The organism is Frigidibacter sp. MR17.14, assembly GCF_037095735.1.
In the GTDB taxonomy this organism is placed as follows: Bacteria; Pseudomonadota; Alphaproteobacteria; order Rhodobacterales; family Rhodobacteraceae; genus Frigidibacter.
The window spans coordinates 436544-452419 of sequence record NZ_JBAWKD010000002.1 but is presented as its reverse complement, the minus strand read 5'-3'; the positions used below and the strand labels follow the sequence as shown (position 1 = coordinate 452419).

At 70.8% G+C, this 15876-nt stretch carries 16 protein-coding genes and 1 tRNA gene; 5 read left to right on the top strand and 12 right to left on the bottom strand.

The window, feature by feature from the left end:
• Positions 1-227: 227 nt before the first annotated feature.
• Both V8J36_RS07295 and lipB read right to left on the bottom strand, forming a co-directional pair.
• Positions 228-638, bottom strand: a complete 411-nt coding sequence (locus tag V8J36_RS07295; protein WP_442902471.1) for a c-type cytochrome — start codon at positions 636-638, stop codon at positions 228-230.
• Positions 639-873: 235 nt separating this feature from the next.
• A complete protein-coding gene (gene lipB / locus V8J36_RS07290; RefSeq protein WP_336466619.1) occupies positions 874-1539 on the bottom strand; it encodes a lipoyl(octanoyl) transferase LipB in 666 nt (221 codons plus the stop codon).
• A 129-nt stretch (positions 1540-1668) separates the two neighbouring features.
• On the opposite strand from lipB, the gene V8J36_RS07285 reads away from it, so the two are divergent.
• Both V8J36_RS07285 and V8J36_RS07280 read left to right on the top strand, forming a co-directional pair.
• Positions 1669-3240, top strand: coding sequence for a peptidoglycan-binding domain-containing protein (locus V8J36_RS07285; RefSeq protein WP_336466618.1), 1572 nt, complete (start codon positions 1669-1671; stop codon positions 3238-3240).
• 205 nt (positions 3241-3445) lie between these two features.
• Positions 3446-3532 (top strand) — tRNA-Leu (locus tag V8J36_RS07280).
• Between the two features lie 105 nt (positions 3533-3637).
• Here the strand turns inward: V8J36_RS07280 and pobA are convergent.
• The 3 genes from pobA to V8J36_RS07265 all read right to left on the bottom strand — a co-directional run bounded on the left by pobA (position 3638) and on the right by V8J36_RS07265 (position 6414).
• Positions 3638-4807: a 4-hydroxybenzoate 3-monooxygenase gene (gene pobA / locus V8J36_RS07275; RefSeq protein WP_336466617.1), complete on the bottom strand. Its 1170-nt coding sequence runs from the start codon at positions 4805-4807 to the stop codon at positions 3638-3640.
• Between the two features lie 11 nt (positions 4808-4818).
• Positions 4819-5421, bottom strand: coding sequence for an NIPSNAP family protein (locus V8J36_RS07270; protein ID WP_336466616.1), 603 nt, complete (start codon positions 5419-5421; stop codon positions 4819-4821).
• Between the two features lie 81 nt (positions 5422-5502).
• Entirely contained in the window at positions 5503-6414 is a 912-nt protein-coding gene (locus V8J36_RS07265) for a helix-turn-helix domain-containing protein (protein ID WP_336466615.1), read from the bottom strand.
• Positions 6415-6543: 129 nt separating this feature from the next.
• Between V8J36_RS07265 and V8J36_RS07260 the strand changes: the two genes are divergently transcribed.
• Genes V8J36_RS07260 through V8J36_RS07250 form a run of 3 tightly spaced genes read left to right on the top strand, consistent with a single transcriptional unit; the run spans position 6544 to position 9792 of the window.
• Complete coding sequence (locus V8J36_RS07260) at positions 6544-8283, top strand: FAD-dependent oxidoreductase (RefSeq protein WP_336466614.1); 1740 nt, start codon at positions 6544-6546, stop codon at positions 8281-8283.
• Positions 8280-9041 (top strand): SDR family NAD(P)-dependent oxidoreductase, encoded by a 762-nt coding sequence (locus tag V8J36_RS07255; protein ID WP_336466613.1) that lies wholly within the window; start codon positions 8280-8282, stop codon positions 9039-9041. Before V8J36_RS07260 ends, V8J36_RS07255 begins: the two co-directional genes overlap by 4 nt.
• On the top strand, positions 9034-9792 hold the full coding sequence (locus tag V8J36_RS07250; RefSeq protein ID WP_336466612.1) for an SDR family NAD(P)-dependent oxidoreductase: 759 nt from the start codon (positions 9034-9036) through the stop codon (positions 9790-9792). The genes V8J36_RS07255 and V8J36_RS07250 overlap by 8 nt, the downstream gene beginning before the upstream one ends.
• 172 nt (positions 9793-9964) lie before the next feature.
• Here V8J36_RS07250 and V8J36_RS07245 read toward each other — a convergent pair whose 3' ends face one another.
• The 7 genes from V8J36_RS07245 to V8J36_RS07215 form a co-directional block, all read right to left on the bottom strand.
• Positions 9965-10096 (bottom strand): hypothetical protein, encoded by a 132-nt coding sequence (locus V8J36_RS07245; protein ID WP_336466611.1) that lies wholly within the window; start codon positions 10094-10096, stop codon positions 9965-9967.
• A 333-nt stretch (positions 10097-10429) separates the two neighbouring features.
• Positions 10430-11149 carry an ABC transporter ATP-binding protein gene (locus tag V8J36_RS07240; protein ID WP_336466610.1) on the bottom strand — a complete coding sequence of 240 codons (720 nt, stop codon included), beginning with the start codon at positions 11147-11149 and terminating at the stop codon, positions 10430-10432.
• Between the two features lies 1 nt (position 11150).
• The gene (locus V8J36_RS07235) at positions 11151-11897 is read right to left on the bottom strand and encodes an ABC transporter ATP-binding protein (protein WP_336466609.1); all 747 of its coding nucleotides are present in this window, start codon (positions 11895-11897) and stop codon (positions 11151-11153) included.
• The gene (locus tag V8J36_RS07230) at positions 11894-12868 is read right to left on the bottom strand and encodes a branched-chain amino acid ABC transporter permease (protein ID WP_336466608.1); all 975 of its coding nucleotides are present in this window, start codon (positions 12866-12868) and stop codon (positions 11894-11896) included. The genes V8J36_RS07235 and V8J36_RS07230 overlap by 4 nt, the downstream gene beginning before the upstream one ends.
• Positions 12865-13740 carry a branched-chain amino acid ABC transporter permease gene (locus V8J36_RS07225; RefSeq protein ID WP_336466607.1) on the bottom strand — a complete coding sequence of 292 codons (876 nt, stop codon included), beginning with the start codon at positions 13738-13740 and terminating at the stop codon, positions 12865-12867. Before V8J36_RS07225 ends, V8J36_RS07230 begins: the two co-directional genes overlap by 4 nt.
• A gap of 99 nt (positions 13741-13839) precedes the next feature.
• Positions 13840-14961, bottom strand: a complete 1122-nt coding sequence (locus tag V8J36_RS07220) for an ABC transporter substrate-binding protein (protein ID WP_336466606.1) — start codon at positions 14959-14961, stop codon at positions 13840-13842.
• 69 nt (positions 14962-15030) lie between these two features.
• Entirely contained in the window at positions 15031-15846 is an 816-nt protein-coding gene (locus tag V8J36_RS07215) for a shikimate dehydrogenase family protein (protein ID WP_336466605.1), read from the bottom strand.
• Positions 15847-15876: the final 30 nt, after the last annotated feature.

Sequence of the window (15876 nt, the reverse complement as noted above, 5' to 3'; positions counted from 1 at the left end):
GTCCCGAAGCCTCCCGCGCCGCACACGAAAACGTCATATGCCGAATGGCGCGCACGGGCAATCGCGGCGAGGGCCGGAAGGGGAAAATTTGCCGCATCTGCCGGAAAGCATTGCAGGAACCTGCGTCATGCTGTCGCAGGGATGCGGCGTGCCGCGACGTCCCGGTGGCGCGACGCGGGGCAAAAGCGGGGGCGGGGGCCGGACAGCGCCGGCCCCGCGCCGGGATCTCACTTCACGACGCTGGCCAGATAGGCCGCGACATCGGCCTGCGCCTTGTTGAGCTTGAAGGTCATCTTGGTCTTCGCGCCCTTGTCGCCGGTCTTCTCCTGAACATAGGCGTTCGGGTCGGTGACATAGGCGGCCAGATCCTCTTCGGTCCAGACCTCGCCGGCCGCGCCCAGTTCCTTGAGCGCGTCGGAATACGAGAAGCCCTCGGCGGTGCCCGCGGCCCGGCCGATCACGCCGTAGAGGTTCGGGCCGGTCTTGCCGCCCTTCACGATCTCGGTGCCGTCGGCGCCCACGATCTCGTGGCAGGCGCGGCACTTCTTGAATTCGGTCTCGCCCTTGGCGGCGTCCTGCGCCGTCGCGGCCCCGGCGAGCAGCAAAAGCGCCCCGGTCGCGGCGATGAGATGTTTCAGCATGGGTATCCTCCTTGGCCTTCCTCGCGCATCTCGCCTGCCGCAGTAGATCGCGCGGCGGCGCAACGCCATCCGTCAACCTGTCGCGGGCCGGCCTGCGCCTGCACCGCGCAGAATGCCGCAGCCGCCCGGCGCCGTCGCGTCCTCCATTGGTCGTAGCGCGGCCCCGGACGCCGCGTCACCGCGGGCTGTCGGGGGCAGGGGCGGCTTCGGCCCGGGTCCGAGGCGGTCCGCCTCAGGCGCAGGCGGGGGCGGCCGAGAACACCGGTTCGAAATTCGCCATCAGCGCCGCGTCGAGGTCGGCCATCGTCACCGGCAGGCCGAGGTCCACCAGGCTGGTGACCCCGTGGCCGCGGATGCCGCAGGGCACGATGCCCTCGAAATGCGACAGGTCCGGCTCGACGTTGATCGAGATGCCGTGGAAGCTGACCCAGCGGCGCAGCTTGACGCCGATCGCGGCGATCTTGTCCTCGCGCGGGGTGCCGTCGGGCAGCGGCGGCTTGTCGGGCCGCGCGACCCAGACGCCGACGCGCCCGTCGCGCTTCTCGCCGCGGATGTTGAACTCGGCCAGCGTCGCGATCACCCAGCTTTCCAGCCGCGAGACGAAGCAGCGCACATCGCGCCCGCGGGCGTTCAGGTCCAGCATTACATAGGCGATGCGCTGGCCGGGGCCGTGATAGGTGTATTGCCCGCCGCGGCCGGCCTCGAAGACCGGGAAGCGGTCGGGCGCCACCAGGTCCGCGGGATCTGCCGAGGTCCCGGCGGTGTAGAGCGGCGGATGTTCGAGCAGCCAGATCGCCTCGCCGGCGGTGCCGGCGGCGATGGCCGCGACCCGCTCTTCCATCGCCTTTAGCGCCTCGGGGTAGGGCACGGGGGCCTGGCTGGTGATCCATTCGACCATGTCGGCCCTCCGGCAACGTCCCGGGGGCCGCGCGGGGCTCCCGTCAGGGTGGAAATTTGGAGATCGGACGCGTTTTCCGTGATAGGCTCACGGGGAATTGAGCGTGACGAGTCCTTTGGGAGAAAATCGATGATCGGGAAGCGGATTGCAACGGCTTGCCTGGCGGGGTCCATCGCCCTCACTCCGGCAACGCGGGTGATGGCCGATGGCGGGGATGCCGCGCTGGGGCTCATCGTCGGCGGGCTGATCGGCGGGGCCATCGTCAACGAGAACAACAAGGCCCGGCAGCGCGAGGCCGCGGCGGCCGCCGCGCAACGCCAGCAGTACCGGCGCAACAGTGCCGCGGTCTCGGCGCAGCGCGAGCAGAACCGCGAGGTGCAGACCGCGCTGAACTACTTCGGCTACCCGGTCGGAACCCCGGATGGCGCCTTCGGGCCGCGGACGCGCGCCGGCATCGCCGACATGCAGGCGACGCTGGGCTATCCGGCGACGGGCGAGCTGACCGAATACCAGCGCACGCTGCTGGTGGGATCGTATCACCGGGGCGTCGCCTCGCCGCAGACGATGCAGCTGGCGGCCGGCAACCCGATGGGGATGCGCGGGCTGCTGGTCGCCTGGCGGGACGAGCAGATGGGGGTGATGCCGCAGCAGGCGATGACGCTGATGCCGCAGCCCGCGATGCCCGCCCCGATGGTCGCCGCCCCGGCGGCGACGGTGATGGCGGCGCTGCCCGAGGTCGCCGAACCGGCTCCGGCTCCGGCTCCGGCTCCAGCTCCGACCCCGGCCCCCGCGCCGATGGCCGTCGCGGCCCCCGCACCCGCGGCGCCGGGCCTGCCCTCGTTCATGGGCGGCGACGTGACGCAGGCCTCGCTCGCCTCGCAATGCAACAAGGTCAGCCTGATGACCTCGAGCAATGGCGGCTTCGTCACCGCGGCCAGCCTGAGCGACCCGAACCAGGCGCTGGGCGAGCAGTTCTGCCTGGCGCGCACCTATGCCATCGCCCAGGGCGAAGAGCTGGCGAGCCAGGTTCAGGGCTTCACCCCCGCCCAGATCGCCGAGCAGTGCCGCGGCTTCGCGCCGGCGATGCAGGCCGCGATCTCGTCGATCGCGATCAAGCCCGCGCCGGCGGTGATGACCGATGTGCAGGCCTTCGCCCAGGGCACCGGCATGTCGGCGGCGCAGCTGATCTCGACCGCGAAGATCTGCCTGTCGGTCGGCTACCGCACCGACGACATGGGGGTGGCGATCGCCTCGGCGCTGCTGCTGACCTCGATGGGCGACGCACCCTATGCAGAGCTGGTCGGCCATCACCTGTCGCAGGGCTTCGGCACCGCGCAGCGCCCCGATCTGGCGCTGGGCTGGTATGACGTCGGGCTCGATGCGCTGGCGGCGGGCGTGGCCCCGGTCTTCGCCCCGGCGCAGCCCGAACGGGCCGAGCTGGTGCGCCGCGCCGCCTATCGCCTTGGCGGTCGCGCCGAACCGATGCCGGCGCCGGTGCCCGCGGCACTGCCGAGCTTCGGCGTGCCAGCGCCGCAGGCCGTGCCCCAGACCGCGCCCGCGGATCCCGAAAAGCAGTCATCCGTGGCGCCGGCCCCCGGCGCGGTGACGGTTTCGTCCACGGCTGCGGCCTCGGCGGGCGGCAGCCCGGTGGCGGCGCTTCCGGCGGCGCTGCAGCTGCCCTTCAAGCTCTTCCGCGACTGAGCGTGAAGGCCGGCCCGAGGGCGAGTCTGCGGGCGGGTCTGATGGCCTGCTTGAGGCCCGGCGCGGGGGTGGTTGCCTCCGCCCCGGCGCCAAGGTCCGGGGGCTGTTACGGCAACTTCCGGAACGGCGAAAATTCCTCTTGAGGTGCCCCGATCAACCGGCTAGAAGGCCCACACCTCAGCGGGGCCTGCCCCGCAAACAGAGTGCGGTCGTGGCGGAATTGGTAGACGCGCAGCGTTGAGGTCGCTGTGGGCTAACCCCCGTGGAAGTTCGAGTCTTCTCGACCGCACCACTCTCCCTTCTTCAGGATGAGCGGTGAGACCGGGTCAGCGCCCGGCCCGCGGCTTTCGCATGCCGGCGGGTCCTCCGCCGGTCGCCAGACCCGTCCCCGCTGGGGTCAGTAGGGGAAGCCCACATAGGCTTCGGCCAGCGCCGCCTGCGCCGCAGGTGACGTGGCCAGGGTCTCGACCTCGGCCTCCTGCATCCGGCGCAGGAACGGGCCCTCGTCCGGGAAGGCATGCAGCATCCGCGTCATCGCCCAGGAGAAGCGCGAGGCCTTCCAGACCCGGCCCAGCGCACGCGCCGAATAGCCTTCGAGCAGGCTGTCGTCCCCCGCGACATGGGCCGCGATCAGCGCCTGCGACAGGTAGCGCACGTCCGAGGCGGCGAGGTTCAGCCCCTTGGCGCCGGTGGGGGGCACGATATGTGCGGCATCGCCCGCCAGGAACAGCCGGCCGTGGCGCATCGGTTCCGAGATGAAGCTGCGCAGCGGCGCGATCGACTTCTCGATCGCGGGCCCGGTCGCCAGCCGCTGGGCATGCTCTTCGGGCAGGCGGCGGCGCAGTTCGTCCCAGAAGGCGGTGTCGGTCCAACCCTCGGGGCGGTCGGTCAGCGGCACCTGCAGGTAGTAGCGGCTCAGATGGGCGTTGCGCATCGAGCAGAGCGCGAAGCCGCGGTCGTGCCCGGCATAGATCAGCTCGTCATGCACCGGCGGCGTCTCGGACAGGATGCCGAGCCAGCCGAAGGGATAGACATGCTCGAACTCGCGCCGCAGGTCCTGCGGGATGGCGGCGCGCGACACGCCGTGGAAGCCGTCGCAGCCGGCGACATGGTCGCAGTCGATCCGCCGCCCGGTGCCGTTCGTGGTGAAGGTGACATGCGGATGCGCGCCGGTCAGATCGTGCAGGGCCACGCCCTCGGCCTCGTGGATCACCGTCACCCCGGCCGCGTCGAGCGCGTCGTAGAGGTCGTGGGTGACCTCGGTCTGGCCGTAGATGGTGACATGGCGGCCGGTCAGCGCCTGAAAATCGATGCGGATCTGGTGACCGAAGGCGGCGATCAGCGTGCCGTCGTGGCGGAAGCCCTCGCGCGCCATCCGGGTGCCGACGCCGGCCTCGGCCAGCAGGTCGGTCAGGCCCTGTTCGAGCACGCCGGCCCGGATCCGGGCGAGGACGTAGTCGCGGCTCTTGCGTTCGAGAACCACCGCCGCGACGCCGGCGCGGTGCAGGAGAAGGGCGAGCAGCAGGCCCGAGGGGCCGCCGCCGATGATGCAGACCTGGGTGCGCATGGAGGTTCCGTTCATAGCGGGGACAGGGCCAGGGGCCGGACGATCTCGTGGCGCAGGGCGCCGGGGAGGGGCTGGGGGGGCAGAGGCGCGCGGGCGGTCAGCCGCAGCCAGCCGGGCGACAGCGCCCCCGAAACGACGCGCCAGAGGGCGAGCGTGCCGGGGTCCGACGACCCGGAGGCCGGCCCGGCGGTGTCCGCCGCGCAGGGCCGGTCGTGCCATTCGAAGGCCGAGACCTCGGCCGCCATCAGCGCCGCACCGGGGGCGGGGGGCACGTGGCGGCTGTCGCGCCCGGCCAGCGCGGCCGCAAGCGCCGGCGAAAGCCCCTGTGCCTCCAGCAGGACGCTTTCCTGCTCGCGGATCAGCGCGAAGCCCTCGGCCACGAAAGCGGCCCAGCCGGCATCCTGTGCAAGGCCCGCGCGGCGGGCGGCGCGTTCGGACCAGTCGCGATAGGCCCAGAGGTGGTGCAGGGTGTTGGCCCGGCCGGTCTCGGTCAGCCAGTAGCCCAGCATCGGCAGGTGGTGCGACAGCGCCGGCAGGCCGCGTGCCACGAAGCGCGCCAGATAGTCGGGCGCCAGTCCCGGCCCCAGCCGGTAGGTCCTGAATTCATACAGCATCTCGTCCCTCCGCCGGCCAGACTGGCCAAGCCGGGCCGCCGGGGAAATGGACGATGCGGGGGAAGGATTGGACCTTTCCGGTCAGCCGGCGCGGCTGGCGGCATCCTTGCGGAAGGCCCCGGGCGAGATGCCGACGCGCTGGGTGAAGAAGCGGTTGAAATAGGCCGGGTCGTCGAAGCCGGTCAGATGCGCCACCTGCGCGACCGAGCTTTCGGTGTAGACGAGGTAGCGCTTCGCCTCGATCAGGATCCGCTCGTAGAGCAGTTCCGAGGCGGTGTGCCCGGCCCGCGCCTTGCAGGCGGCATTCAGGCGCGCCTGCGTTACCGCCAGCGCGCCCGCGTAGAAGCCCAGCGTGCGCCGGGTGCGGAAATGGTCCTCGAGCAGGGCGCGGTAGCGCACGACCAGATCGTAGTCGCGGTCGGGGGCGGCGGTCGCGGCCTCGGACCCGGTGACGCGCAGGCGCAGCAGGATCACCAGCACCCGCATGAAATGCGCGAGGATCGAGGTCCGCCGCCCCGGCGCCGACCAGACGAATTCGCGGTGCAGCCACTCGAACGTGTCCTCGACCGCCGGGATCGAGACGCCGGTGCCCTCGATCCGGTAGGCGGCGGGCAGGGCCGCGGCCTCGGCCAGCCGGGTGTCGCCCTCGGCGGCGCGGGTGAGGTAGGGCAGGGCCGCGGTGACCACGAAGCCGTCGGTCGCGGGGGCGAAGTCGATCTGGTGGACGATGCCGGCCGGGATCACGAGGATACCCGGCGCCGGGATCGGCAGCACGCTTTCCTCGAGCCGGATCCGCCCGCGGGTCGTCTCGCCCGCCGCGCCCTTCACGAAGAGCACCTGCGCATGGTCGGGATGGGCATGGGGCCGGATCCGCCAGTCGTTCGGACCGGACCGGTCGCGGATCGGCTCGATATGCAGGAAGTCGCGTTCGACATCCGCGCCCTGGTCCCCATACAGGTAATAGGTCGGTATCCCGGTGGGTCCGGTTCCCATGGCGATGCCTCCTCCCTGCCGCGGATCGCCTGCCGCGGGCTGAGCCGAATTGTGCAAGATTTGCCCCCCAGCGTCCATTGGTCCGCGGCGGCCCGCCTTCTACCCCTGAAGGCGACAAGGGAGGATGCGATGGACAGCGAAACCACCGATGTGCTGGTGATCGGCTCTGGCGCGGGCGGGCTTGCCACCGCGATCGCGGCCCGCCGCTTCGGCGGCCTCAGGGTGACCGTGATCGAGAAGGAACCCGTCTTCGGCGGCACCACCGCCTTTTCGGGCGGCGTGCTCTGGATCCCCGGCAACCGCCATGGCAGGCCGCAGGGGGGCGACAGCCGGGCCGCGGCGCGGCGCTATCTCGAGGTCGAGACCGGGAATTTCTTCGATGCCGCGGCGGTCGATGCCTTCCTCGACGCCGGACCCCAGATGCTCGACTGGTTCGAGCGCGAGACCGAACTGCGCTTCGTGCCGACGCTGTATCCCGACTATCACCCCGACCGCGAGGGCGGTGTGGATGTCGGCCGCTCGGTGCTGGCGGCGCCCTATGACGCAAGCCGGCTGGGGCCAGACCTGAAGCGCCTGCGCCCGCCGCTGTCGACGATCACCTTCATGGGGATGATGTTCAATTCCTCGAATGCCGACATCCGGCATTTCTTCAATGCCACCAAATCTTTGACCTCGTTCCTCTATGTCCTGCGGCGCCTTGCCGCCCACGGGCTGGAGGTCGCGCGGCACGGGCGGGGCGTGCAGGTGACCTCGGGCAATGCGCTGGCGGCGCGGCTGGCGCGCTCGGCGCTGGACGCGGGCGTCGAGATCCGCACCGGCACCGCGGCCCGGGCGCTGATCGTCGAAGACGGCCGGGTGGCCGGCGTGCGCCTTGACCGCGGCGAGATCCGCGCGACGGCGGGGGTGGTGCTGGCCTGTGGCGGCTACGCGCAGGACCTTGCCCGGCGCGCCGCGGCCTATCCGCATCTGCGCGAGGGCGGCCGCCATCATTCGCCGGTGCCGGCGGGCAATACCGGCGACGGCCTCGCCTTGGCCGAGGGCGCGGGGGCGGGCTTTGCCGCGCGCTTTCCGCAGCCGGCCGCCTGGATGCCGGTCAGCTTGGTGCCGGGGCGCGGGGCGGGGGGCGGGGCGGGCGTCTTTCCGCATCTGCTCGACCGCTACAAGCCCGGGATGATCGCGGTCGGGCCGGACGGGCGGCGCTTCACCAACGAATCCGCCAGCTATCACGACATGGGCGAGGCGATGGTCGCCGCTCGCCGTGCCGGGGGCGATGCCGGCTGTTGGCTGATCTGCGACCGCCCGACGATCCGAAAGTATGGGCTCGGCCATGCCAAGCCCGCGCCGATGCCGCTGACACCCTGGCTGCGCTCAGGCTATCTGAAGACCGGCGGCAGCCTGCGCACGCTGGCCACGGCGGCCGGGATCGACCCCGACGGGCTGGAAGCGACGGTCGCGGCCTTCAACCGCGAGGCCCGTGCCGGGCACGACCCCGCCTTCGGGCGCGGCACGACCAGCTTTAACCGCTATCTGGCCGATCCGGAGCATCGCCCGAACCCCGCGGTGGGGCCGGTCGAGACCGGGCCGTTCTACGCGCTGCGGCTCGAGATGGGCGATCTTGGCACCTTCGACGGGCTCGACTGCACGGTCGAGGGCGCGGTGAAGGATGCCGCGGGCCGGGTCATCCCGGGGCTTTACGCGGTGGGCAACGACCGCGCGAGCCTCATGGCCGGAACCTATCCCGGGGCCGGGATCACGCTGGGCCCGGCGATGACCTTCGGTTGGATCACCGGTCGCCATCTCGCCGGGCTCGAACCGGTCCCGCAGCCTGTGCCGCAGCCTGTGTCGCAGACGATGGAGGCCGCCCAATGACCTGGCTGGGACTGGAGGGCGCGCGCGTCGTGGTGACGGGCGCGGGCGGCGGCATCGGGCAGGCGCTGGCCACGGCCTTTGCCGAGGCCGGGGCGCGGCTTGCGCTGCTCGACCGCACCGAGGCGCCGGGACCCGAGGGCGCGCTGCATCTGGCCTGCGACATGGCGCGACCGGACGAGGTCGCGGCGGCGGCGCGCGCGGTCACGGCGCGGCTGGGCGGCGTCGACGTGCTGGTCAACACTGCCGCGATCCTGCGGCCCGGCGCGCTCGAGACGGTGGCGGTCGAGGACTGGCGCGCGATGCTCGAGGTGAACCTGACCGGCTATCTGGTCGCCGCGCAGGAATTCGGCCGCGCGATGCTGGCGGCGGGGCAGGGCGCGATCGTGCACGTGGCCTCGATCGCGGCCAGCCATCCGCAGCCGGCCAGCGGCGCCTACAGCCCCGGCAAGGCGGCGGTGGCGATGCTGTCGCGCCAGCTTGCGGCCGAATGGGGGCCGCGGGGGGTGCGTTCGAACGTGGTCAGTCCCGGCCTCGTGCGCACGCCGCTGTCCGAGGCCTTCTATGCCGATCCCGAGGTGCGGGCCCGGCGCGAGGCGATGGTGCCGCTGCGCAGGATCGCCGCGCCGCAGGACATGGCGGGGGCGGTGCTGTTCCTTGCCTCGCCGCGGGCCGCCTATGTCACCGGGCAGGAGATCGTGGTGGATGGCGGGCTCAGCCAGAGCCTGATGGGGCTGGTGCCGAGGCCGGGCTATGCGTGATCTGGCGGTGGTGACGGGGGGCGCGGCCGGGATCGGGCGCGCCATCGCCGGTGCGCTTGCGGCGGAGGGCTGGCAGGTGGCGATCGCCGATCTCGACCCGGATGCCGCGGCCGAGGCGGCAGGAGAGCTTGGCGCGGGTCATCGGGGCTTCGGCTGCGACGTGACCGACCCGGCCTCGGTCGCGGCGCTGGCGGCGACGCTGGGGCCGGTGGGCTGCCTCGTGAACAACGCGGGCATCGGTGACAGCCATGCCCCGACGCTCGAGCAGGACATCGCGGCGTTCCGGCGTGTGCTGGCCGTGCATCTGGAGGGGACGTTCCTGATGTCGCAGGCCTTCGGTCGCGGCATGGTCGCGGCGGGGGGCGGGGCGATCGTGAACCTGTCGTCGATCGCCGGGCTGGTGGGCCTGCCGCGGCGCAATGCCTATGGCGCGGCAAAGGCGGGGATCGTGGCGATGACCCGCGCGATGGCCGGGGAATGGGCGCGGCACGAAGTGCGGGTCAATGCGGTGGCCCCGACCTTTGTCGAGACCGCGCTGGTGCGCAGCCTTGCCGAGGCCGGCCGGATCGATCTTGGCCGCATCCGCCGCCGCACGCCGCTGGGCCGGCTGATCCGCCCCGACGAGGTCGCGGCGGCGGTCGCCTTCCTGGCCTCGCCCGCGGCCTCGGGGATCACCGGCGCGGTGCTGCCCGTCGACGGCGGCTGGACCGGCTGGGGCGACTTCGGCGAGGCCGCGGACTGGGCCGAGTGAGCGCGCGGACCCCGGGGCGGCTGCGCGTTCGACAGGGGGCCGTGCAGGGTTCGTAGTCCTGCCGTGCAGGTGGGCGGCAGCTGCGGGATTTCGTTACCGGTGCCAAGGCCCGACCGGCCGATCTTGCCCGTCGGGCCGACGTCGCGGACGCGGTGATGCTGAGACGCCAGGATCAGGCGGCGGTGCGGCCGGCGCCGGTCGCCGCCTTGCGCACGCTGCGAAAGCGGCGGGCGTTGCTCGACGGCTGGAGCAGTTCGGGCCGCAGCGCAGGGCCGTGGGTGCGCAAGGCTTGGCGTTTCAGCATGCGCCGAATGGCCCGCCGCGCTGGTCGATGCTGGCCGTCGCCATCCTCTGCCAAGGGCGCACCGTGTTGGTGCGACCGAAGCCTGCGACCGATCGCGGCGCGGGCCACCATGGCCAAGGTGCGGGTCGTCCCGGCTCGCCGGGGGCTTGGTCACGCGATGGGCCGGAACCTCTTCGGGCTGAGGATCACCGTCGTGGCGGCCACGGCCGGACCGGGGACCGAATCCCCCGGGCCCGACATTCGGCGATCGCCCCGCCGGTACGGCCGCGCGCGCAAAGGGCTGCGTGCTGCCGCCTGCCGGCGAGGGTGTCGCCTACGGGACGTGGCGCGCGGCTAGGCCGCCTCGACATGCCCGCCGAGGAACAGCTGCCCCACCCGCGGATCGGCCAGCAAGGTCGCCGCGCGGTCGAACATCCGGGTCTGGCCAAGCTCCAGCACCAGCCCGTAGTCCGACATCGCCAGCGCCGCCTTGGCATTCTGCTCGACCATCAGCACCGTCACCCCCTGATCGCGCAGGCGGATCAGGGTCTGGAACACTTCCTGCACCAGGTTCGGCGACAGCCCGATCGAGGGTTCGTCGATCAGGATCAGCTTCGGGTCCAGCAACAGCGCCCGCGCGATCTCGAGCTGCTTCTGCTGGCCGCCCGACAGTTCGATCGCCTTCTGGTCCTTGCGCTGGCGCAGCATCGGGAACTGGTCCATCACCTGCTCGATCCGTGCCCTGACCCGGCGCTGGTCCCGGGCGGTGATCCCGCCCAGTTCCAGGTTGTGCAGCACCGAGAGCTGCGGCACCACGTTGCGCCCCTGCGGCACATAGGTCACCCCATGTGCGATCATCTGCGCGGGGCTCGCGCGGGTGACGTCCTGCCCGTCCAGCAGGATCTGCCCCGACTCGATCGACAGCAGCCCGAAGATCGCCTTGAACACCGTCGACTTGCCGGCGCCGTTCGGCCCGATCACGGTGGTGATCGAGGCCCGGGGCACCGCGAAGCTGGTGCCGTTCAGGATCGTGACCCGGCCATAGCCGCCCACAAGGCTCTTCATCTCCAGCATCTCAGCCCCCCAGATAGGCTTCGATCACCTCGGGATTGGCGCGGATCTCGTCCGGCGTTCCCTCGGCGATCACGGCGCCCTGCGCCAGCACGATGATCCGCGTGCAAAGCGACATGACGAATTCCATGTTGTGCTCGATCACCACGAAGGTGGTGCCATGCTCGCGGTTGTAGGCCACGAGCCGTTCTTTCAGATGCGCCAGCATCGTCAGGTTGACGCCGCCCGCGGGTTCGTCCAGCAGCACGATCTCGGGCCCGGCCATGAAGGCCATCGCGGCATCCACCAGCTTCTGCTGCCCGTAGGAGAGCGAGCCCGCCGGCGTGTCGCGGTAGGGCGTCAGGCGGAAGAAGGCGATCAGCCGCTCGGCCTCTTCGGTCAGGCCCATGTCGGGACGCGAGAAGAGGCGGCTCAGCATCGTGCCGTGATGTTCCTGTCCGGCAAGGATGACGTTGTCGAGCACGGTCATCTTCGGAAAGACCGACAGCTGCTGGAAGGTGCGCCCGACGCCCATCAGGCTGAGGTCGGCGGGGCGCACGCCGTCGGTCGCGACGCCGTTGATCGTCACATGCCCGCCGCTGGGCTTCAGCTGGCCGAGGATGCAGTTGAACAGCGTCGACTTGCCCGACCCGTTGGGCCCGATCAGGCCGAGGATCTCGCCCTTCCTGACCTCGAAGCTCACGTCCTCGACGGCGCGGATGCCGCCGAAGCGTTTGGAGACGTTGCGGACGGAAAGGATGGTGTCGCTCACAGCTGCGCCCCCTGCTGCAGGTCGCGGCGCTCTTCGCGCGCGGGCTTGAACTTCGCCGCCAGCTTCGCGCCAAGGCCGATCAGGCCGGTGGGCGAATAGATCATCAGCACGATCACGAAAGAGGCGTAGAGGATGAGATAATAGTCCTGGAAGCCGCGCAGCAGCTCGGGCAGCAGCACCACCACCGCGGCGCCCAGCACCGGCCCGAGGAAGTAGCCCGAGCCGCCGACGATCACCATCAGCAGGATCTTGAAGCTGTGGACCAGGGCGAAGCTGCCCGGCTCGATGAACTGCACCAGCGGCGCCACGATCGCGCCGGCGCCGCCGCCGAAGGCCGAGCCGATGGCGAAGGCGAGAAGCGTCTGGCGGCGGATCTTCAGGCCCAGCGATTCCGCGCGCACCGGGTTTTCGCGCAGGGCGCGGAAGGCCCGGCCCCAGGGCGAGCGGACGATCCAGTACATCGCCCCGGCCGAGGCCAGGAAGCAGACGAGCGTGAAGTAGTAGAAGGGCAGCTGCTTCATCGTCGAGACCAGCCAGAAGTCCGGCCGCGGGATGCCGACGAGGCCGAGCGAGCCGCCGGTCAGCCATTCCTCGTTGCGCAGCACGAGGAAGACGAGCGTGTTGAAGGCCAGCGTGACGAAGGCCAGGAAATGGTGCTGGACGCGCAGCGCCGGATAGCCCAGCGCAAGGCCGATGACGAAGCACAGCAGCATCGCCAGCGGTGCGGCCAGCAGCCAGTGCACCCCCGCCATGGTCAGCAGCGCCGTGGCATAGGCGCCGATCCCCATGAAGCTTGCCTGCGCGAGGCTGACCTGCCCGGCGTAGCCCAGCGTCAGGTTCAGCCCCATCGCCGCGATCGAGAAGATCAGCCACGAGCAGAGCGTGTAGGTGATGTAGTTGCCCTGACCGAGCGGCGCGAGCACCAGCGCGGCGATGCCCGCGAGGATCAGCAGCGGTGCGAGGCGTCTCATACCGTTCTCCCTTCCGAGGTGCCCAGAAGCCCCTGCGGGCGCACGAGGATGATGACGATCAGCAGCACCAGCGGCACCGCCGCGCGATACTGCGCCGAGACGTAGACGGCCGAGAGGTTGTCGATGACCCCGATCAGCAGCCCGCCCACCAGCGCGCCGCGGATCTGGTTGAAGCCGCCGACGATGGCCGCGATGAAGGCGACAAGGCCGATGGTCTCGCCGTTCGAGAACTTGGCGAGATAGACCGGCGAGATCAGCACCGAGGCGATGCAGGACAGCCCGGCATTGATCAGGAAGGTGTACAGCACCATGCGCTTGATGTTCACGCCCAGGATCTCGGCCACGGCCGGGTTCTGCGCGGTCGCCTGCATGCAGCGCCCGGTGCGGGTGCGGTCGAGGAACAGCTGCAGCGCGCCGATCGCGACCATCGCCGTCACCAGGTTGCCGACGTCGGTCCAGGACACGACCGCGCCGAACAGGCTGATCGTGCCCTCGGGGAAGATCGAGGGAAAGGGCTGGGCGGTGGCCGAGTAGAATTCCTTCACGCTCTCCTTCATCAGAAGGCCCAGCGCGATGGTGGCGATGACCAGCGGCAGCGTGCCATGCGGCAGCATCGGCTCGACCAGCAGCTTCTTGAAGAAGACGCCCAGCACGAGCAGCGACACCACCAGCGCGGCCAGCACCGCCAGCCACAGCGGCAGGCCGAAGCCGATGCCGATCAGCACGAAGAAGGCGGGCAGCATCACGAATTCGCCCTGCGCGAAGTTGATGGTCTGCGAGGCCTGCCACAGCAGGGTGAAGCCCACGGCGGCGAGCGCGTAGATGGAGCCGGCGGCAAGGCCGGAAATCAGGATCTGAAGGAATTCGGCCATGGCCAAGCCTCCCGGCGCAGATGGTCGGAGGGAAGCCGGGGCGCGCGCGCAGGCTTGCGTCAGCCGACGCCGCGTGCGTGCGCGCCCCGGCGGGGGCGGTCAGTTCGCGGGCAGCTGCTTGATCACCGTCTGGTGGCCGTTCTCGACCTTCACGAGGAAGCTCGCGCGGCTGACCTCGCCGGTGTCGTCCCAGCTCATGTCCATCAGCACGCCCGGATATTCCGAGGCCTTCAGCGTCAGGCCGTGCATCGTCTCGGCCACCTTCTCGCTGTCGGCCTCGCCGGCGATCTCGGTCGCGTATTTCAGCGCGTAGGCCCCGAGATAGCCTTTGATAGCGTTGTGGTCGGGGGTGTAGTTGAACTTGGCCTTGAACTTGTCGACCATCTCCTTGACCAGCGGCACGTCGGCGTCCGAGGTCAGGCCGACATGGCCCATCACCCCCTCGGCCGCGCCGCCGGCAAGGTCGATGACCTTCTGCCCGATCAGCGTGGTGTCGCCGTAAAGCGGGATGCCGATCGACTGCTTCTGCGCCTCGCGCAGGAAGCGGGCGCTTTCCTCTTCGGTGTAGTAGACGAAGATCGCCTGCGCGCCGGTGCCCTTCAGCTTGACGACATCGGCGGCGAAATCGGTCTGCGCCTGTTCCGAGGGGACCTCGGCCACCACCTCGATCCCGGCGGTCTTCGCTTCGGCCATGAAGGCGTCGTGGCCGCCCTTGCCGAATTCGGTGTTGGCATAGGCCACCGCCATCTTGGTGATGCCCTGTTCCTTCAGGTAGCCCACAAGCTTCGGGATGCCCTTCTGCGCGCCGAAGGCGGTGCGGAAGATGTAGGGGTTGCCCATCGCGGTGATCTTCGGGCTTTCCGAGCCGGTGATCTGCGGGATGCCCGCCTGCTGGCTGACCAGCATGTTCACGATGGTCGAGCCGGAATAGACCGTGCCCATCAGCGCATAGGCGCCCTCGTCGATGGCCTTCTGCACCAGCGCGCGGCTGACCTGCGGGTCGGTCTGGCTGTCGTAGCTGAGCACCTCGACCTTCTCGCCAAGGATGCCGCCATCGGCGTTGATCTCGTCGAAGGCCATCACGAGGCCGTCGTGCCAGTTGGTGCCGGCCGCGGCGCCGGCGCCGGACAGCTCGGAGATCGAGCCGACCTTGAGATCGGCCAGCGCCGGCGAGGCGAGGGCAAGCGCCAGCGCCGAGGCGCCGAGCAGGTGTTTGAGCATGGTTTCCTCCCTGAAATCACACGATGTCCTCTGGGTGCCGCCCCCCGCGCTGCCGGGGGCGGCGTGTCGTCAGGCCTCGATCCCTCGCCTCCCGGTCAGGATGTCGGCCAGAAGCTGGGCCTGGGCCTCGAACATCTCGGTCCCGGCCATGGTGGCGCAGCCCTTGGCGCGGGCGGCGGCGATCAGCGCCGGCACCGCGGGTTTCGTCACCACGTCCGAGACGAACTGTGCGGGCGTCAGGCGGTCGGTCTGGACCGGCAGCGGATCGCCCTCGCGCATGCCGAGCGGCGTCGCATTGGCCACGAGGTCGAAGCCGGTCGGGTCGGCCGATCCGACCTGCAGCCGGCCCGGGAACTCGGGCGCAAGCCGGGTGATCAGCGCGTCGCGGCGGGCCGCGTCGATGTCATGCAGCGCCAGCGTGGCGGCGCCGCGGGCGAGGATCTCGTAGGCGATGGCGGCCCCGGCGCCGCCGGTGCCGACCAGCAGCGCGCGCCGGCCCGCCACGTCGAACCCGTGCGCGGCGATGCCGTCGAGATGGCCCGCGCCGTCGGTCGCATCGCCCGTCCAGCCGCCGCGGGGATCACGCACCAGGATGTTGACGGCACTGGCCGCCCGCGCCCGCTTCGACACCCGCGAGCAGAACGCCAGCCCCGCGGCCTTGTGCGGCACGGTCAGCACGACGCCGGGCACGTTCTGCCAGCGTTCGAGGCTTTCGAGCCAGGGGCCGAGATCGCCGGGCAGGACATGCGCCGGGATCACCAGCGCGTTGATCGCGTCGCGCGCCATCAGCGCCGATAGATGCGTGGGCGATTTCACCTGGCCGATCGGATGGCCGGCGATCGGGTAGAGCAGGGTCTCGCCGTCGATCTGCGGTAGGGCGTTCATCGGGGGCCTCGTTTCGGTGCCCGGCAGCAA

Coding starts and splice junctions, on each gene's coding strand:
- lipB (WP_336466619.1), bottom strand. CDS start 1,539: ATGGTCGAATGGATCACCAGCCAGGCCCCCGTGCCCTACCCCGAGGCG.
- V8J36_RS07285 (WP_336466618.1), top strand. CDS start 1,669: ATGATCGGGAAGCGGATTGCAACGGCTTGCCTGGCGGGGTCCATCGCC.
- pobA (WP_336466617.1), bottom strand. CDS start 4,807: ATGCGCACCCAGGTCTGCATCATCGGCGGCGGCCCCTCGGGCCTGCTG.
- V8J36_RS07270 (WP_336466616.1), bottom strand. CDS start 5,421: ATGCTGTATGAATTCAGGACCTACCGGCTGGGGCCGGGACTGGCGCCC.
- V8J36_RS07265 (WP_336466615.1), bottom strand. CDS start 6,414: ATGGGAACCGGACCCACCGGGATACCGACCTATTACCTGTATGGGGAC.
- V8J36_RS07260 (WP_336466614.1), top strand. CDS start 6,544: ATGGACAGCGAAACCACCGATGTGCTGGTGATCGGCTCTGGCGCGGGC.
- V8J36_RS07255 (WP_336466613.1), top strand. CDS start 8,280: ATGACCTGGCTGGGACTGGAGGGCGCGCGCGTCGTGGTGACGGGCGCG.
- V8J36_RS07250 (WP_336466612.1), top strand. CDS start 9,034: ATGCGTGATCTGGCGGTGGTGACGGGGGGCGCGGCCGGGATCGGGCGC.
- V8J36_RS07245 (WP_336466611.1), bottom strand. CDS start 10,096: ATGCTGAAACGCCAAGCCTTGCGCACCCACGGCCCTGCGCTGCGGCCC.
- V8J36_RS07240 (WP_336466610.1), bottom strand. CDS start 11,149: ATGCTGGAGATGAAGAGCCTTGTGGGCGGCTATGGCCGGGTCACGATC.
- V8J36_RS07230 (WP_336466608.1), bottom strand. CDS start 12,868: ATGAGACGCCTCGCACCGCTGCTGATCCTCGCGGGCATCGCCGCGCTG.
- V8J36_RS07225 (WP_336466607.1), bottom strand. CDS start 13,740: ATGGCCGAATTCCTTCAGATCCTGATTTCCGGCCTTGCCGCCGGCTCC.
- V8J36_RS07220 (WP_336466606.1), bottom strand. CDS start 14,961: ATGCTCAAACACCTGCTCGGCGCCTCGGCGCTGGCGCTTGCCCTCGCC.
- V8J36_RS07215 (WP_336466605.1), bottom strand. CDS start 15,846: ATGAACGCCCTACCGCAGATCGACGGCGAGACCCTGCTCTACCCGATC.